Origin of the sequence: Streptomyces sp. NPDC047043, from assembly GCF_040644055.1 — a bacterium.
In the GTDB taxonomy this organism is placed as follows: Bacteria; Actinomycetota; Actinomycetes; order Streptomycetales; family Streptomycetaceae; genus Streptomyces.
This window is the reverse complement of the sequence record NZ_JBEYVO010000015.1, coordinates 239569-255839: the sequence shown is the minus strand read 5'-3', so window position 1 is coordinate 255839 and position 16271 is coordinate 239569. Positions and strand designations below refer to the sequence as shown.

15 protein-coding genes are annotated in these 16271 nt (G+C 72.0%); 6 read left to right on the top strand and 9 right to left on the bottom strand.

From position 1 onward, the window contains the following. Nucleotides 1-98: 98 nt before the first annotated feature. The gene (locus ABZ880_RS24865; protein ID WP_361266671.1) at nucleotides 99-2180 is read right to left on the bottom strand and encodes a SpoIIE family protein phosphatase; all 2082 of its coding nucleotides are present in this window, start codon (nucleotides 2178-2180) and stop codon (nucleotides 99-101) included. A gap of 281 nt (nucleotides 2181-2461) precedes the next feature. Here ABZ880_RS24865 and ABZ880_RS24860 point away from each other — a divergent pair, with 281 nt between their 5' ends. Further along, complete coding sequence (locus tag ABZ880_RS24860; RefSeq protein WP_361266669.1) at nucleotides 2462-3337, top strand: hypothetical protein; 876 nt, start codon at nucleotides 2462-2464, stop codon at nucleotides 3335-3337. 103 nt (nucleotides 3338-3440) lie between these two features. Then, entirely contained in the window at nucleotides 3441-3809 is a 369-nt protein-coding gene (locus tag ABZ880_RS24855; RefSeq protein ID WP_361266667.1) for a hypothetical protein, read from the top strand. Nucleotides 3810-3865: 56 nt separating this feature from the next. On the opposite strand, the gene ABZ880_RS24850 is transcribed toward ABZ880_RS24855, so the two are convergent. Beyond that, the gene (locus ABZ880_RS24850) at nucleotides 3866-5053 is read right to left on the bottom strand and encodes a M20/M25/M40 family metallo-hydrolase (protein WP_361266665.1); all 1188 of its coding nucleotides are present in this window, start codon (nucleotides 5051-5053) and stop codon (nucleotides 3866-3868) included. Nucleotides 5054-5168: 115 nt separating this feature from the next. Here ABZ880_RS24850 and ABZ880_RS24845 point away from each other — a divergent pair, with 115 nt between their 5' ends. Then, nucleotides 5169-7184, top strand: a complete 2016-nt coding sequence (locus ABZ880_RS24845) for an NADPH-dependent 2,4-dienoyl-CoA reductase (RefSeq protein ID WP_361266663.1) — start codon at nucleotides 5169-5171, stop codon at nucleotides 7182-7184. Nucleotides 7185-7425: 241 nt separating this feature from the next. Further along, complete coding sequence (locus ABZ880_RS24840; RefSeq protein ID WP_361266661.1) at nucleotides 7426-7977, top strand: PadR family transcriptional regulator; 552 nt, start codon at nucleotides 7426-7428, stop codon at nucleotides 7975-7977. A 12-nt stretch (nucleotides 7978-7989) separates the two neighbouring features. Here ABZ880_RS24840 and ABZ880_RS24835 read toward each other — a convergent pair whose 3' ends face one another. Both ABZ880_RS24835 and ABZ880_RS24830 read right to left on the bottom strand, forming a co-directional pair. Continuing rightward, nucleotides 7990-8544, bottom strand: a complete 555-nt coding sequence (locus ABZ880_RS24835; protein ID WP_361266659.1) for a hypothetical protein — start codon at nucleotides 8542-8544, stop codon at nucleotides 7990-7992. A 168-nt stretch (nucleotides 8545-8712) separates the two neighbouring features. Next, nucleotides 8713-9684 carry a fibronectin type III domain-containing protein gene (locus ABZ880_RS24830; RefSeq protein WP_361266657.1) on the bottom strand — a complete coding sequence of 324 codons (972 nt, stop codon included), beginning with the start codon at nucleotides 9682-9684 and terminating at the stop codon, nucleotides 8713-8715. Between the two features lie 413 nt (nucleotides 9685-10097). Between ABZ880_RS24830 and ABZ880_RS24825 the strand changes: the two genes are divergently transcribed. Then, nucleotides 10098-10793, top strand: coding sequence for a glycoside hydrolase family 75 protein (locus ABZ880_RS24825; RefSeq protein ID WP_361266655.1), 696 nt, complete (start codon nucleotides 10098-10100; stop codon nucleotides 10791-10793). Between the two features lie 10 nt (nucleotides 10794-10803). On the opposite strand, the gene ABZ880_RS24820 is transcribed toward ABZ880_RS24825, so the two are convergent. Further along, nucleotides 10804-11565, bottom strand: coding sequence for a glucose 1-dehydrogenase (locus ABZ880_RS24820; RefSeq protein ID WP_361266653.1), 762 nt, complete (start codon nucleotides 11563-11565; stop codon nucleotides 10804-10806). A gap of 117 nt (nucleotides 11566-11682) precedes the next feature. Between ABZ880_RS24820 and ABZ880_RS24815 the strand changes: the two genes are divergently transcribed. Beyond that, nucleotides 11683-12321: a TetR/AcrR family transcriptional regulator gene (locus ABZ880_RS24815; protein WP_361266651.1), complete on the top strand. Its 639-nt coding sequence runs from the start codon at nucleotides 11683-11685 to the stop codon at nucleotides 12319-12321. Nucleotides 12322-12327: 6 nt separating this feature from the next. Here the strand turns inward: ABZ880_RS24815 and ABZ880_RS24810 are convergent, their stop codons facing one another. The 4 genes from ABZ880_RS24810 to ABZ880_RS24795 form a co-directional block, all read right to left on the bottom strand. Beyond that, nucleotides 12328-12738 carry a PTS fructose transporter subunit IIA gene (locus tag ABZ880_RS24810; protein WP_361266649.1) on the bottom strand — a complete coding sequence of 137 codons (411 nt, stop codon included), beginning with the start codon at nucleotides 12736-12738 and terminating at the stop codon, nucleotides 12328-12330. Continuing rightward, on the bottom strand, nucleotides 12731-13333 hold the full coding sequence (gene dhaL / locus ABZ880_RS24805; RefSeq protein ID WP_361266647.1) for a dihydroxyacetone kinase subunit DhaL: 603 nt from the start codon (nucleotides 13331-13333) through the stop codon (nucleotides 12731-12733). Before dhaL ends, ABZ880_RS24810 begins: the two co-directional genes overlap by 8 nt. Nucleotides 13334-13372: 39 nt before the next feature. Beyond that, on the bottom strand, nucleotides 13373-14365 hold the full coding sequence (gene dhaK / locus ABZ880_RS24800; RefSeq protein ID WP_361266645.1) for a dihydroxyacetone kinase subunit DhaK: 993 nt from the start codon (nucleotides 14363-14365) through the stop codon (nucleotides 13373-13375). Between the two features lie 141 nt (nucleotides 14366-14506). After that, nucleotides 14507-16129, bottom strand: coding sequence for a sulfatase-like hydrolase/transferase (locus tag ABZ880_RS24795; protein ID WP_361266643.1), 1623 nt, complete (start codon nucleotides 16127-16129; stop codon nucleotides 14507-14509). Nucleotides 16130-16271 lie beyond the last annotated feature (142 nt).

Below are 16271 nucleotides of genomic sequence, written 5' to 3'. Positions count from 1 at the left end.
CTACACACTGCACCCCCAGTGGCTCGCCCCCACACACCCAACAGCAGAAACAGGGCAGTTGACGCACGACCTCACGGCTTAACTACGCGGCATTGCGTTCACGGCCGCGCAGTTGACTCCGCCTTCTGCACCCGGGCGATCAGCAGCGCCACGTCATCGGAGTTGTCCGGCTGGTGCAGCGTGCGCAGCAGCAGGTCGCAGACCTCCTCCAGGGGGCGGTCGGGGCCTTCGAGCAGGGCCAGGAGTGCGTCCAGGCGCTCGTCGAGCGGATGCTGCCGGGTCTCGACCAGGCCGTCGGTGTAGAACACGAGACGGTCGCCGGGGTCGAGATCGACGGTCGTGGTGGAGAAGGCGACCCCGCCCACCCCCAGCGGTGCCCCGGTGGGCAGTTCGAGCAGTTCGGGCGGGTGCCCGGCGCGCAGCCGGGCCGGCGGCAGGTGGCCGGCGTTGGCGATCCGGCACTGCCGCAGCTGCGGATCGTGGACGGCGTAGACACAGGTCGCGATGGAGTGGTCCAGGCCCTCGGTGATCTTGTCGAGATGCTCCAGGAGCCGGGCCGGGTCGAGGTCGAGGGAGGCCAGCGTGTTGGTCGCGGTGCGCAGACGGCCCATGGTGGCCGCCGCGTTGATGCCGCTGCCCATCACGTCGCCCACCACGAGCGCCGTCTTCCCGCCGTCCAGGGGGATCACGTCGAACCAGTCGCCGCCGACCTCGCTGGTGGCGCCCGCGGGCTGGTAGCGGGAGGCCACCTCCAGGCCGCCGGTCACCGGCGGATGGCTGGGCAGCAGGCTGCGCTGCAGGGTGAGGGCGGTGTCGCGGGCGTTCTGGTACCAGCGGGCGTTGTCGATCTGCACGGCGGCGCGGGCCGCCAGCTCCCGGGCGAGCAGCAGGTCGTCCTCGCTGAACGGCAGCGGGTTGTGCGTGCGCTTGAGATCGAGGGCGCCGAGCACCTCGCCGCGTGCGATCAGCGGGACGGCCAGATACGAGTGGACTCCCGCACCGGCCAGCAGCTCCGCAGCCTCCGGGGAGCGGGCGATCCGGGGCAGGTCCGCGGGCTCGACCTGCGCCACCATCACGGGCCGGCCCGTGCGGACGCACTCGGTGACCAGGCGGTCGGGACCGTACCGGGCCACCTCCCCGGGCTGGTCGGCCGCCCGCAGCGCCTGCGGCGCATGGTCCGCCTGCACGGCCAGGGCTCGGATCACCGCCGACTCCGCGGGACCCAGGCTGCTGCGCCGGCCGTCCACCACCGCCTCGAGCAGGTCCACGGCGGCGACGTCGGCGAGCTCCGGCACGGCCACATCGGCCAACTCGCGTGCGGTGCGGTCGAGTTCCAGCGTGGTGCCGATACGCGCGGAGGCGTCCGCGATGACCTGCAGCCGCCGCCGCGCGGCCTCCGCCTCGACGCCCGCCCGGTGCTGTTCGGTGATGTCCACGACCGAACCGGCCAGGCCGAGCACGGTTCCGACGGCGTCGTCCAGCCGGTAGAGCGAGAGCGACCAGGCGCGCTCGTCGTCCGGGTCGGCCGGGGTCCGGCCGACCGTCTGCTGGTCGACAAGGGGTTGGCCGGTCTCCAGCACCTGCCGCGCCGCCGCCTCGATGGCGTCTACGTCGAGGTGCGGCAGGACCTCGCGGATCGACCGGCCGATGTGGTCCTTGGCCGGCATGCCGTTGAGCCGTTCCAGTGCCGGGTTGACCGACACGTATCGCAGATCGGTGTCCAGGACGGCCAGCCCGATCGGCGACTGCGCGATCATCCGCGTGGACAGCGCCACGTCCCGCTCCAGCCGCCGTACGGTCGACTGGTCGGCGCACAGCCCCAGCGCGTAGACCTCGCCGTGGTCGTCCAGCAACCGCATGTTGCGGAACTCCACCAGGCGGGTGCTGCCGTCCTTGCGGCGGATCGGGAAGGCCCCGGCCCAGCTCTGGCCGGTGAGCATGACGTCCGCGAACAGCTTGATCACCAGGTCGAGATGCTGCTCGTGCACCATGATCCGGGCCGCGTACTGCCCGAGCGCCTCCCGCGCCGGGTAGCCGAACAGCTCCTCCGCCTGGGGGCTCCACAGCACGATGTGCCCTTTGGCGTCCAGCACCACCGAGGCCACGCCCAGCACGTCGAGCAGACCGCTCGGCCGCACCGACTCGTCGCCCTCGGCCACCGGAAACCCAGGTGCACTCATTCCACGCACCGCCTTCGCCCGATCACGCGGCACGCCGTCCCCCGTGCCGACTCCCCATGTTCTACCGCGCTCAACCGTCCCTGTGACGCCTCCGTCGCCCACCTCCACCATCCCTCAACACGGCCGGGGCGTCCCCCGAAGTGGTGACGACAGTACCCGGCACGCACTGTTGACCGGCCGACAACCCCCGGTTACCGATTTGGTCTGTACATGACCACCGAGTCCGGCCAGACTGTCCGCCGAGCACGCCCCGCCACCACCCCCCATGGAGGAGTCCTCCCATGCCCCTGCGCGCCTGGCAACGTTGTCACGCGGCGCTGACCGCTGTGGTCGCCCTCACCACCGCCGCCGTCCTGTCCGCCGCCCCGCCCGCGTCGGCCGCCGCCGCCTGGACCGAGCTGGGCTCCGACCGCGCCGACCCGCTGACCGAGAGCCAGGGCCTGACCTCCGTCGAGGTCCCGGCCAACAGCCCCAACCACTACACCGGCATCGGCACCATTCCGGTCTCCGTCTCCAGCCGCGGCTGGAACCACGTCGGCGACCCCGACGCCTCGTACAACGGCTATTACGTCGAGCCGTACCAGGCCGACTCGGGCAGCGCGAAGATGTACCGGGTGCAGGCGCCGGGCGGGGCCTGGTCGGAGTACGTCCACACGCTGAGCTCCGGGGAGGCGCTGAACAACTCCTGGGTGGCGATCTCGCCCGACGGCCAGTGGATGCTCTCCGGCGAGTACGGCACCATGAGCCGCTTCCTGGTCTTCCCGACCCCGGGCGTCAACGCGAGCACCTCGCCCTCGGCGAACCTCCCGCAGGTCTCCACCGTCAACCTCGACCACGCCGTCCGCGACGTGCAGGGCTGCGACTTCGTGAACGCCACCCAGCTGCTGTGCTCCTCGGACGATCCGGCCGGCACGCTGTTCGGCGTCACCAAGCCGCTCCTGCAGGTCGACCTGTCCGCCGCGGCGAACGGCACGTCCGACGTGACCGGCCACGTCACCGCGCTGCAGCAGCTGCCGCTGAAGAGCTCCTGCTCGGGCACCTTCGAGGTGGAGGGCATCGACTACGACCGCCGGGACGGCACCCTGCGGGTGATCGTCGTGTCGCCCGGCTTCTGTGTGCTGACGGACAGCAAGACCTACCGCTTCAAGCGGAGCTGAGCCCTCGCTGGTCCGGTGCGGCCAGTGGTGCTTTTCTTGGGGTGTGGCGCGGTTCGCGGGGAACTCGCGGTACCGCGCCACAGCCACGAGAGGAGCGATCACGATGGATCGTCAGCGCTCGCACGAGGAGCCGGTCTCCCTCGAGATCAGCGGATGCAGCAAAGAGGACGCCCGGATCGTGTTCGACACGCTGTGTGCGTGCTTCGAGTCCGACCGGGGCCCGGACGAGGTGCCGCAGCAGCTCCACGAGACCCGTCCGATGGTGTGGCTCGGCACGTTCGAGGTCACCGACGCGCATGAGTGCCCGGCGCCGGGTCGGCTGTCGTCCTCCGTCGAGGTGGACGCGCAGGGTGGGTACTGGGCGATCGAGCGGTTGCGCAGCACGTTGGATCCCCTGTTCACGGTGCGTGATCTTTCCTCGGCGTCGGGAGATCAGGAGCGGGAGTTGCACGTCATTCTTGAGAGTCGGTGAGTTTGTCGTCTGCGACGCCGTGTGGGCTGGTCGCGCCCACGCGGTGGAGCCGCAAATCAATACAGCCCGGCGCCCCTTTGCGGCGGGGCAGAGCCGTCGGCCAGTAGGCGCAGCACGGCTTGCTTGTAGACGGCGTGGACTTTGGGGAGGTCCGCGAGGCGGGCTCGTTCGTCCGTGCCGTGCAGGCCCTCGTAGCGGACGCCGAAGCCTGCCGTCGTCGGGATGCCTTCCGCCGCCAGTAGGTTGCCGATGTTTGACGGGCCCGCGGTCTTCGCCGTGACTGTGAGGCCCTCGTGGGCGGCTGCGTCCAGTAGCGCGGCGGCGGGCTGCTGAGTCTCGCTCAGGCGGTACGGCGGCCAGGTGGCCACCGGGGTGATCGCGGTCGGCCTCGGAGTTGGGAGCTGTGCGTCGAGGTCGGCGACCGCTCTGCGCACCCAGGCCTCCGCTGCGTCCGCGTCGAAGGTCGGTGTGGTGCGGACGTCGACGCCCAGTTCGCACCGGTCGGGAACCACCGAGAAGCCCTCGCCGCCGTGGCAGGACGTGACCGTCAGCTTCGGCGGCAGTGGGAAATCGCCCACGGCGCCCGGGAGTTCGGCCTCCTCCAGCAGCTGGACCAGCCGCGCCGCGCGGGAGACGGCGCCGACCGTCCTGCGGCTCGACCCGGAGTGGCCGGAGGCCGCGTGCACCGCGATCGTGGCCCGCCACAGGCCCCGCCCGCCGACCACGACCTCGTCGCGCCCGGGGTAGCCGATCATCACCCCGGCCGGGCGGGCCGCCGCCGTGTCCGCGAGATAGGCGCGGGCGCCGCCGAAGCCGCCGGTGTGCTCGTCGGCGTCGAGCAGGACGGCGAGGCCGCCGCGCAGTTCGGCGGCGCGGGCGTGCACCTCCGCCGCGATCCGGCAGAACATCGCCGCCGCCAGCTTGGAGTCGGCCGCTCCCCGCCCCCGCAGCCAGCCGTCCACGACGTCCCCGCAGTCCGGCGGGAAGGACCAGGCGCCCTCGTCGCCGTACGGGGCGGTGTCCACGCAGGCGTCCAGTGCCCACCACGGTCCTGGCCTGCCGCACGCGACCTCCACGAGCAGCGCCACCGGCCGGCCCCCGTCGTCGTGGAGCCGTCGACGCGGCAGGTCACGGGCGCCGAGCCAGTCCTCCAGGGTGGCGAGGACGGGCCCGTAGTCGTCGATGCGGGCCCGGCTCGGGCGGCGGATCAGTTCCTGGGCCAGGTCGACGATCTCCTCGGTCATGGGGCCACTGTGCCCGACGGTGGCCGGAGTCACTCCTCTCCGGTTGTGCAACTAGTTGCACTAAGCGTTCGCGGTCCTCTACAACAGAGGCACGACACCGCGACGGAGGGGCCCGATGAGCCGTTACCCGCATCTGCTGAACCCGCTCGACCTGGGCTTCACCACGCTGCCCAACCGCGTCCTCATGGGCTCCATGCACGTCGGCCTGGAGGAGGCCGAGCGCGGCTTCGAGCGCATGGCGGCGTTCTACGCGGAGCGGGCGCGCGGGGGAGTGGGCCTGATCGTCACCGGCGGTATCGCGCCCAACGAGGCCGGGCAGCCCTACGAGGGCGGGGCGAAGCTCACCACCGACGCGGAGGCCGAGCAGCACACGGCGATCACCGAGGCCGTGCACCGCGAGGGCGGCCGGATCGCGATGCAGATCCTGCACTTCGGCCGGTACGCCTACCACCAGGACCTCGTCGCCCCGAGCCCCCTGCAGGCGCCGATCAGCCCCTTCCCGCCCCGTGAGCTGACGGACGCCGAGGTCGAGCAGACCATCGACGACTACGCCCGCGCCGCCCGCCTCGCCAAGCAGGCCGGCTACGACGGCGTCGAGATCATGGGCTCCGAGGGCTACCTCATCAACGAGTTCATCGCCGCCCAGACCAACCAGCGCACCGACCGCTGGGGCGGCTCGTACGAGAACCGCATGCGCTTCCCCGTCGAGATCGTCCGGCGGGTGCGCGAGGCCGTCGGCGAGGACTTCGTCATCATCTACCGGCTGTCCATGCTCGACCTGGTCCCCGGCGGCTCCACCCTCGACGAGGTCATCACGCTCGCCAAGGCCGTCGAGGCGGCCGGGACGACCATCATCAACACCGGCATCGGCTGGCACGAGGCCCGCATCCCCACCATCGCGACCTCCGTGCCGCGCGGCGCCTACACCTGGGTGACGAAGCGGCTCATGGGCGAGGTGTCCGTCCCGCTGGTCACCACCAACCGCATCAACACCCCTGAGCTGGCGGAGGAGTTGCTCGCCGAGGGGTACGCGGACATGGTCTCCATGGCCCGCCCGATGCTCGCCGACCCCGACTTCGTCAACAAGGCCGCGGACGGCAAGCCCGAGGCCATCAACACCTGCATCGGCTGCAACCAGGCCTGCCTCGACCACACCTTCAGCCTCAAGATCACCTCCTGCCTGGTCAACCCGCGCGCCTGCCACGAGACCGAGCTGGTGCTCTCGCCGACCCGGCTGCGCAAGCGCGTTGCCGTCGTCGGCGCGGGTCCGGCCGGCCTCGCCTGCGCCGTGAGTGCGGCCGAACGCGGCCACGACGTCGTGCTGTTCGACGCCGCGAGCGAGATCGGCGGACAGCTCAACGTCGCCCGCAAGGTCCCCGGCAAGCAGGAGTTCGACGAGACCATCCGCTACTTCCGCCACCAGCTGGACGCGCACGGCGTGGACGTACGCCTCAACACGCCCGTCGCGGCAGGTGACTTGGCGGACTACGACGAGGTCGTCGTCGCCACCGGCGTCACCCCGCGCACCCCCGAGATCCCGGGCGTCGACCACCCGAGCGTCGTCGGCTACCTCGACGTGCTGCGCGACAACGTCCCCGTCGGCGACCGCGTGGCCATCCTCGGCGCGGGCGGCATCGGCTTCGACGTGGCCGAGTTCCTCACCGACGGCGGCGACAAGGCCAGCGAGGACCCGGAGACGTACTTCCGCCAGTGGGGCGTCGACATGGACTACCGGGCACCGGGCGGCCTGGCCGCCCCCGAACGGACGGCCCCGCCGCGCACCGTGCACCTGCTGCAGCGCAAGCCCACCAAGGTCGGCGCGGGCCTGGGCAAGACCACCGGCTGGATCCACCGCGCCGAGCTCAAGCACCGCGGCGTCACCATGGTCCCGGGTGTGCGCTACGACCGCATCGACGACGCCGGACTGCACGTCACCGTCGGCGAGGAGTCCACCGTCCTGCCCGTCGACACCATCGTGCTGTGCACCGGCCAGGAACCGCGCCGCGACCTGTACGAGGAGCTGCTCGCCGCCGGCCGCAGTACGCACCTGATCGGCGGCGCCGACGTGGCCGCCGAACTGGACGCCAAGCGTGCCATCAAGCAGGGCACCGAGGTCGCGGCCGGCCTCTGAGCCGCCCCGGGGATGTTCAGGCACACCCCGCGCCGCCCGGCATGCTCCCCGCTGCCTTGAGGGTGTGGGCGGTGCCCGCACTCGCCGGACCGGCCAAAGGCCCAAGTGGCTCCGCTGCGAGGACCTTCGTCCGGCACGCCGGGAGCACGCACCGGTTGCGACACCAGCCGCTGCCGCGGCGGGCGCGGGAACGCACCCGCACTTCCCCGGAGCCGCTTGGCCCGTCCCTAGGATGAACTGCATGTCACTCCCGCACGCGATCCTCACCGCTCTGCTCGAGAAGCCGTCCTCGGGGCTGGAGCTGACCCGCCGGTTCGACAAGTCGATCGGCTACTTCTGGTCGGCGACGCATCAGCAGATCTATCGCGAGCTGGGAAAACTGGAGGCCGAGGGGCACATCCGGGCGCTGCCGTCCGAGCAGCCGGCCCGTGGGCAGAAGAAGAGCTACGAGGTCCTGCCCGCGGGCCGCGCCGAACTGGCCCGCTGGACCGCAGCCTCCCAGGACCCCAAGCCGCACCGCGACCTGTTGCTGCTGCGGCTGCGCGCGGCCGCCGTGGTGGGCACCGCCGGTCTCGAGGCGGACCTGCGCCGCCATCTCGACCTGCACCGGCTGCAGTTGGCCGAGTACCGGGAGATCGAGAAGCGCGACTTCCCGCCCGACAAGGACGGTCCCCAGGACCGGCTGCGGCACCTCGTGCTGCGCGCGGGCATCGACCTGGAGACCTTCTGGACACGGTGGCTCACGCACGCCCTGGAGGAGTTCGCCGAACTGCCGGATTCAGGGACGGCGTGAGCGCGGCCGCGTTCAGAGCCGGTGCGGCTTGTTGCGCCGGCGCAGGTACCAGCCCGTCGCGATGACACCCGCGCCGACCAGCGCACCGCCCACGCCCAGCGTCAGCGGGCCGTAGTCCTGGATGCCACCGCCGACACCGCCCATCACGCCGCGCGAGGGCGAGGGCGAGGACGTGGCGGAGATGGTGGGGGTGGAGGGCGCGGAGACCACGATGGACTGCCTGCCGGCGGTGCTGTTGTTGAACGAGCACTGCACGATCACGGTGAAGGTGCCGGGGCTCACGTTCGACCAGGCCGCCGACTGCAGCGCGGTGGTGCCCGACAGCGACACCTGCCGCCCCTGGGCGAAGTTCGCCTGGCTGCTGTTGAGCAGCGAGGCGGTGCCCCAACTGCCGCTGCTGCTGGTCTGGTTGCACGCGGTGGTCGTCACCGAGACGGTGGACCCGCTGGTGCTCACGGAGATCCCGTTCCCTTGGGCCGCCGCCGGCACGGCGGCCAGGGCGAGCGGGAGCGCGGCGGCGGCTGCCGTGGTCACAACGGTGCGGAGCAAACGCTGAGAGTTGCGCATTGGACTGCCTCCAGCGGCACGGTTGGCGGTACATCCCTAGCGCCGCCGAGAATCGGGAGGTGCCCGTGCTGCCTCAGGGGCAGCCAACGTGGCCCCGGCCCGCCGCGCACCCGGACGGCCCCCGGCCAGGTGACGGATTCCTTCGTCCGGCCCATGCCGGCGGCCTCGTCAGGTGGTCACCGTGCGCTCCGCCGAGTACCCGCCCCACGTCCCGTCGGGCAGCCTGGCCCGGATCCGCACCCGGTGGGTCACGCCGGCGTCCCGTCCGGCGTAGAAGCTGTACGTCGCCCGGCCGCGCGGGGCCTTGCCGCCGTACACCAATGAGGTGGCCGCCCGCCCGTCGAGACGGATCTGATACTCCGTGACCACGCCGTCCGTGCGCGGCGGGATCCAGGAGAGGTCGAGGTAGTACGCCCCGTCGGCGCGGTGGCTCGTCGCGCGGAAGCCGGTGGGCGCAGTGGCCTGCCCGTCGTCGGAGCCCGGCGTGGTGAGGCGGACGGTGTTGCCGGGAGGCGAGAGATTGTCGGCGGCGTCGCGGGCCCGGACGGTGAAGGCGTACCGGGTTCCCGGCCGCAGCCCGGTGACCACGGTCGCCGTCTGGTTCCCGCCGACACTGTGGATCTTCGTCGTGCCCTGGTAGATGTCGTACGACACCACGCCCCGGTCGTCCGTCGAGGCCGACCAGGACAGCTGCCCGGCCCGGCTGCCGACCGCCCGGCCCCGTGTGGTCCCCGGGCGGGTGGGGGCCTTGTCGTCCGCCGCCACGGCCGCCGGGGTGGTCGCCCGTACCTCCCGGCTGCGCGGGCCGAGCCTGCCCTCGCTGTCGCGGGCCCGCACGGTGAAGACGTACGCGGTGGACGGCCTGAGCCTGGTGACGTCCACCATGTGCTCGGAACCGGGTGCTTCCTCGACCTTGGTGGTGCCGCGATACACCTCGTAGACGCTGATCCGGGGGTCGGCGGTCACGGCGTTCCACATGACGTGCACGCTGGTGGCGCTGCCCGCCGCCGCCGTGACGCCCATGGGTGCCCCAGGCAGCGGCCCGTCCTCGTCGCTGCCGCCCAATCCGCAGGCACCGAGCAGGGCCAGGACCGCGCAGAGCGCGAGGGACCGGTACGCGAGAACGGCGACGCGACGCACGGCTCTGCCTCCCCGGACGGCACGGACAGTGCACGGACGGAAATGGTCCGGACCAATATGGCGCGGCTGACGTGGTCGCATCAAGAGGGCCGTCGTGGGCCGACGCCGTTCGTGGCCGCCCGCGGGAGTTACGTATGCTGAACCTCCTCACGGCTGAACTCTCCTTGAGCGATGGGCAGTTCATGCCGTCGGCGCGGGCCGCTGTCGTCGCTGTTCCCGCGCCGGACGCGGGCGGCCGGGCGGCCGGAGCCGACACGGGCTCGGACGCCCGGCCCCCTGCCCGGAGTTCGGGGACACGCCATGCCCGGCTGGGGAGACGCGCCGGTCGGCCCGCCTACGGTGTCCGCATGATCGGAACGGCACCGGACGGACCGAGCGCCCGTCGGTGCCCCGCCAGGAGAGGGTCTCTTATCGTGCGTGTCCCGTTGCTGACGCTGGCCGTGGCCTCCGCCGCCCTGCTCGCCTCGACGCTGCCCGAATCCGGGCTCCGCGGCCGGGAGGAACCGGTGGCGTGGCGCGAGGGCGAGGTCCCCGCCGCCGACCTGCTGGCCAAGGTGCGGAACTGTGCCCAGATCTCCCGCGGCCGCTACCGCAGCGACGACGGCAGGCCCGCGGACATCCCGGTGTGCGGCACCCGGGACGCCGTCTTCTGGAAGGCCGACCTGGACATCGACTGCGACGGCCGGCCCGGTCCGCGCTGCAACCGCCGCACCGACCCGATCTTCGTGGCCGCCACCGCCTTCCAGCAGTCCGACCGCCGCTATCCGAGCGCCGAGCGCCTGCCGTACATCGTCGTCCCCGGAGTCAGCCGCATCTGGAACCACCGCGACCACGGGGTGCGCGGCGGATCCGTCGCCGCCGTCGTCTACCGGAAGCGCGTGCGGTACGCGGTCGTCGGCGACGTCGGCCCGCGCAACGTCATCGGCGAGGCCTCCTACGCCACCGCCAAGGCCCTCGGCATCCCCACGAACCCGCGCGGCGGCGGCGTGCCCTCCGGCGTCACGTACATCGTCTTCAAGAACTCGCAGGTGGCGCCCCTGGAGGACCACGACGCCGCCGTCCGACTCGGACGGCGGCTCGCGCGGAAGTTCACCCAGGCCAGGAAATAGCCCCGCGCCGTCAGACGGCCGCCCAGCCGTCGTCGACCGGCAGGACCACGCCGTTGATGTTGCTCGCCGCGTCCGAGGCCAGGAACACGATCGCGGCGGCCTGCTCCTCCGGCTGGGCGATCCGCCCCACGTTGACGAAGTGCGGGCCGAGCGCGGCCGGACCGTGGGCGGTCTGGTCGGCGTCCACGACGATGGCCGTCGCCGTGCCGCCCGGCGCGATGGCGTTGGCGCGGATGCCCTGCTTGCGGTACATCACCGCCAGCGACTTGGTGAGGCCCACGACCCCGTGCTTGGAGGCCGTGTACGCGGCGCCGGCCGCGCTGCCGCGCAGACCCGCCTCGGAGGCCGTGCTCACTATCGCGCCGCGGCCCGCCTGCAGCATGTGCGGCAGCACCGCGCGCGTGAGCAGGAACGGCGCGGTCAGGTTGACCCGGATGACCCGCTCCCACTCGGCGTCGTCCACGTCCGCCAGCGCCGACATGCGGTCCATGATCCCGGCGTTGTTCACCAGGACGTCCACCGCGCCGAAGCTGTCCACGGCCGCCTGGACCACCTGGTCGACGACCGACGGCTCGCTCAGGTCGCCCACGACGGCGACCGCGGTGCCGCCCGCCTGCTCGATCTCCTCGGCGACCCCCTTGGCGCCCTCGGCGTTGAGATCGGCGACCACGACCTTGGCCCCCTCGGCGGCGAAGGCCACGGCGGCGGCCCGCCCGATGCCCGAGCCCGCTCCGGTGACGATGACACTGCGTCCGTCGAGTCCACTGGCCATGAGGTGCTCCTGTTCACGTGGTTCCTGAGGGATCACCATACGACTTAATGTCTTCGAGTGACATAAAGTGGTGGGGGAGAATTCCGGGAAGCTGATCACCGGAAGCCGGAGGACCGCATGACCGCCGCCCGCGGACGTACTGGACGACCGCCCCTGACCGACGAACGCAGGGCCGAGATCCGGCTGGAGATCGCCCGGGCTGCGGTGGACCTGTTCGTCACCCAGGGCGTCGCGGCCACCACCGGCGAGCAGATCGGGCAGGCGGTCGGTGTCTCCGCGCGGACCGTGTGGCGCTACTTCCCGAGCAAGGAGGCCTGCGTACGGCCGCTGTTCACGGCGGGCATCGACATGCTCGCCGCCCGCCTGCGGCAATGGGCGCCCGGCCGGCCGCTCGAAGAGATCTTCGCGCCGGAACTCACCACGGAGCTCGGTGTCGTCGCAGGGCCCGACCGTTCCACCGTCGGCGCACTGGTACGGCTCACCCGCACCGAGCCGGGTCTGCGCGCCGTCTGGCTCCAGACGTACGACGAGGCGGAGCCGGCGTTCGCCCGTGCCCTGGCGGAGCGTGCGGGGGTGCCCGCCGACCACCTGCGGCCCACCGTCCAGGCGGCGATGTTCAACGCGGCCCTGCGCGCGGCGGTGGAGCACTACGCCTGGCTCGACGCCGACGCGGAGACCGACCGGGCGACGGCCGAGGCCGAGCTGACGGCAACCATGCGCTCGGCCCTCGCCGTCGCGGCGGAGGGACTCGGGTAGGGCTCCTCAGACCTTCCGGTAGGTGTACGCCTCCGCGGCCGCCGCCTCCACCGCCGAGAGGTCGGCGCCGGTGGCCGCCGTGACGACCGCGGCCACCGCGCCCTCCACGAACGGCGCGTCCACCAGGCGTGTGTTGTCCGGGAGTTCGTCGCCCTCGGCGAGCAGCGCCTTCACCGTGAGCACGGCACTGCCGAGGTCCGTGAGCACGGCGACCCCGGCACCCCGGTCCACCGACGCGGCAGCGGCGGCGATCAGCTCCGCGCTGGTGCCGAGCCCGCCCCCCTCGGTGCCGCCGGCCGGGGCGACCGGCACCGAAGTGCCGCCGCCCGCAAGCCCCTTGGCCAACTCGGCCACGGAGGCGGCCACTTCGGCGCTGTGCGAGACCAGCACGATCCCGACCGGCCTGGCATCACTCACCGTCGGCCTCCACGAGACCGGCGATCAGCAGCGCCGACGACGTGGCCCCCGGATCCTGGTGCCCGATGCTGCGCTCGCCGAGATAACTGGCCCTGCCCTTGCGGGCCTGCAACGGTGTCGTCGCCAACGCGCCCTCCTCGGCGGCGGTGCGGGCCGCGGCGAAACCGCCGTCGCCGAGCGCGTCCACGGCCGGCACCAGCGCGTCGATCATGGTCTTGTCGCCCGGCGCGGCACCGCCGAGCGTCATGACCGCGTCCACCCCGGCCCGCAGGGCCTCGGCGAACTCCGCCTCACTGACCTCGCCGGCATCCCCGAGCGCCTTTCCGGTACGGCGCAGCAGCGTGCCGTACAGGGGCCCCGAGGCGCCGCCGACCGTGGAGATCAGCTGCCGTCCGGCGAGTGTGAGGACGGCTCCGGGGGTGGCCGGCGCCTCCTTCTCCAGGGTCGCGGTCACGGCCCTGAACCCGCGCTGCAGATTGCTGCCGTGGTCGGCGTCCCCGATCGGTGAGTCGAGGGCGGTCAGCCGCTCCGCCTCACGGTCCACGGAAGCGGCGGTCGCCGTCATCCAACGGCGGAAGAAGTCGGCGTCGAGCACTGGATCTCCTTGCGTGGTAGGTACGTTGCCACCTCGGCCCTACATACCCCAGCGCAGCCCCGGCGTCTTCACCGGCGCGTCCCACAGCCGCAGCAGCTCCTCGTCGACCTGGCACAGGGTGACCGAGGCGCCGGCCATGTCGAGCGAGGTGACGTAGTTGCCGACCAGGGTGCGGGCGACGGCGACACCACGTTCGGCGAGCACCCGCTGCACCTCGGCGTTGAAGCCGTACAGCTCCAGCAGCGGGGTCGCACCCATGCCGTTGACCAGGACGAGGACCGGGTTGCGCGGCGGCATGTCCTCCAGGATCGCGTTCACCGCGAACTCCGCGATCTCGCCCGACGTCATCATCGCCCGCCGCTCACGGCCGGGCTCGCCGTGGATGCCGATGCCCAACTCCAGCTCGCCGGGCGGCAGATCGAAGGTCGGGCTGCCCTTGGCTGGTGTGGTGCAGGCGCTGAGCGCGACGCCGAAGCTGCGCGAGTTCTCGTTGACCTGCCGGCCGATCGCCTCCACCTGCGCCAGCGGCTGACCCTCGTCCGCCGCCGCGCCCGCGATCTTCTCCACGAACAGGGTCGCGCCGGTGCCGCGCCGCCCTGCCGTGTAGAGGCTGTCGGTGACCGCGACGTCGTCGTTGACCAGCACCTTGGCGACCTGGATGCCCTCGTCCTCGGCGAGTTCGGCCGCCATGTCGAAGTTGAGCACGTCGCCCGTGTAGTTCTTCACGATGAACAGCACGCCGGCCCCGCTGTCCACGGCCGCCGCGGCGCGTGCCATCTGGTCGGGGACCGGCGAGGTGAACACCTCGCCCGGACAGGCCGCCGAGAGCATCCCGGGACCCACGAACCCGCCGTGCAGCGGCTCGTGCCCCGAGCCGCCGCCGGAGATCAGGGCGACCTTCCCGGCCACGGGGGCGTCTCGCCGTACGATCACTCGGTTCTCCACGTCGACGGTCAGCTCGGGATGGGCGGCCGCCATGCCCCTGAGCGCGTCCGTGACGACGGACTCCGGGACGTTGATCAGCATCTTCATGGATTCCTCCTGGTGACACTTGCAGATGAGCCCTGAGGTGGAACAGATCTGCGTCGGGTGGAGCCCTGCTGTCGGCAGTATCGACCGTGCGCAGGCGAAGGTCACGTGGGCGTCGCCCGGGGATCCAGGTCCTTGAGAGTTTCAGCGACCGGACGCCGCCGCGGAGGCCGCGGGCTGATCGGTGTCACCGTGCCAGGTGGGCCAGCCGAGCAACCGGGGGCGCTCGGTGACCCAGGCGCGGGTGTCGGTGCCGATCTCGGCGTCGATGAGCGCTTCCAGCAGGGCGTGGTAGCGGGCGAGGAGCTCGCGGTGGGCAGGGTCGGCGGCGAGGTTGCGCATCTCGGCCGGGTCCTCGGTGCGGTCGTAGAGCACGACGTCGTTGTCGGCGAGGAGCTCCTCGGTGCCGGCCGGGCGGTTGGGGTTGAGGGGGGCGAAGTAGCGGCCGAAGGTGTAGCGGCCGTCGGTGTAGCCGCGCAGGAACCCGCGCTTGGTCCAGTCCGGGCGCAGAGATCCGGACTCGATCCGCTTCGGCGCCTCGGGGTCGGCGAACTCGAACCAGAACGAGGCGTCCAGGGTCGTGATCGACTCGACGGCGGTGAGCACGCCCTCGCGGACCGGCCGGCCCTCCAGCACCGGCGCCAGGGAGCGCCCCTTGAGCGCGGGGAACCTGGTGGCCGCCTGTGACCGGTCGATGCCGGCGAAGGCGAGCAGGGTCGGTGCGAGGTCGACCGCGGAGGAGAGGGCCTCGGTGACGTCTCCGCCGGAGACATCGGGGTGGGACAGGATGAACGGGACGTGGAAGTTCTCGTCGTAGACCAGGTTGCCCTTCTGCCGCAGCCCGTGCGAGGCCGCCATCTCGCCGTGGTCGGAGGTGAAGACCACAACGGTGCGGTCGGCCTGTCCCGAGGCCTCCAGCGCGTCGAGGACGAGATCGACGCTGCGGTCGACGTCACGCAGGGCGTTGAGGTAGAAGTTCAGGCCGTCGTACCAGTGCCCGTCGTCGGCGACCGGGCCGAAGACCGTGTCGAGCATGCGCGCGTACTCCGCCACTGCCGGTGCCGCACCGGACAGGTCGTCGTGCAGGCTCGTGGGCAGGTCGAAGTCCCAACGGCGCCGGTAGACGGGGATGTCGGCCGCGGCACGGGTGACCACGGCGTGGGCGAGGCCGAACGGCAGCTGGACCTGCGGGGAGCCGCCGTAGTCGAAGCTCATGATGTCGTGCGGGTTCACGAAGTTCACGGCCATGAACCACGGTTTGTCGGCGGCCACCACCGGGGCCCGGTTGCGCAGCCAGCGCACCGCCTGCCCGGCGATGACCGGGTCGAGCTTCAGCCCGGCCCAGGCACCGCCGTCGATGTCGCCCCAGTCGTTGAACTCGCTGAAGCCGTACGGCTCGAGGGCGTCGGTGGTCGGGCCCGGGTTCTGGGGGGTGATGTAGAGGTTGGAGAGGTGCCACTTGCCCTGGTAGGTGCAGTAGTAACCGGCCGAGCGGAGCATCGTGCCGAGGGTGCCCAGCTGAGGGGCGAGCGGGCGGATGTAGGGCATGTTGTCGTTGTCGTAGATCTCGGTGAGCGGCAGATGCTGCCCGGTGTAGATCACCGACCGGGAGGAACTGCACTGGGCCGAGGCGGCGTAGTGGTTCCGGAAGGTGGTGCCGCGCTCGGCGAGGCGCTCGCGTGCCGGGAGGGTGTAGCCCTCCGGGCGGGGGAGGGTGGCCCGTTCCTCGTCGGTGACGATCAGCAGGATGTTGGGACGACGCGTCATGGCCACCTGTCCTCCGGAGGGGTCATGCGTGCCCGCCGGCGCCGGGGGCAACGGGATGTGGGCCCACGCAAGGGTGCGCCGCGTCCGAATCTAGGCCGGGGGCCGCCGCTCCGCGTGCGGGAGACGACCGTCCTGGGCCGGG

Bases quoted from the DNA above. Each gene is read 5' to 3' on its own strand.
- ABZ880_RS24865 (WP_361266671.1), bottom strand. From the start codon at position 2,180: ATGAGTGCACCTGGGTTTCCGGTGGCCGAGGGCGACGAGTCGGTGCGG.
- ABZ880_RS24860 (WP_361266669.1), top strand. From the start codon at position 2,462: ATGCCCCTGCGCGCCTGGCAACGTTGTCACGCGGCGCTGACCGCTGTG.
- ABZ880_RS24855 (WP_361266667.1), top strand. From the start codon at position 3,441: ATGGATCGTCAGCGCTCGCACGAGGAGCCGGTCTCCCTCGAGATCAGC.
- ABZ880_RS24850 (WP_361266665.1), bottom strand. From the start codon at position 5,053: ATGACCGAGGAGATCGTCGACCTGGCCCAGGAACTGATCCGCCGCCCG.
- ABZ880_RS24845 (WP_361266663.1), top strand. From the start codon at position 5,169: ATGAGCCGTTACCCGCATCTGCTGAACCCGCTCGACCTGGGCTTCACC.
- ABZ880_RS24840 (WP_361266661.1), top strand. From the start codon at position 7,426: ATGTCACTCCCGCACGCGATCCTCACCGCTCTGCTCGAGAAGCCGTCC.
- ABZ880_RS24835 (WP_361266659.1), bottom strand. From the start codon at position 8,544: ATGCGCAACTCTCAGCGTTTGCTCCGCACCGTTGTGACCACGGCAGCC.
- ABZ880_RS24820 (WP_361266653.1), bottom strand. From the start codon at position 11,565: ATGGCCAGTGGACTCGACGGACGCAGTGTCATCGTCACCGGAGCGGGC.
- ABZ880_RS24815 (WP_361266651.1), top strand. From the start codon at position 11,683: ATGACCGCCGCCCGCGGACGTACTGGACGACCGCCCCTGACCGACGAA.
- dhaK (WP_361266645.1), bottom strand. From the start codon at position 14,365: ATGAAGATGCTGATCAACGTCCCGGAGTCCGTCGTCACGGACGCGCTC.
- ABZ880_RS24795 (WP_361266643.1), bottom strand. From the start codon at position 16,129: ATGACGCGTCGTCCCAACATCCTGCTGATCGTCACCGACGAGGAACGG.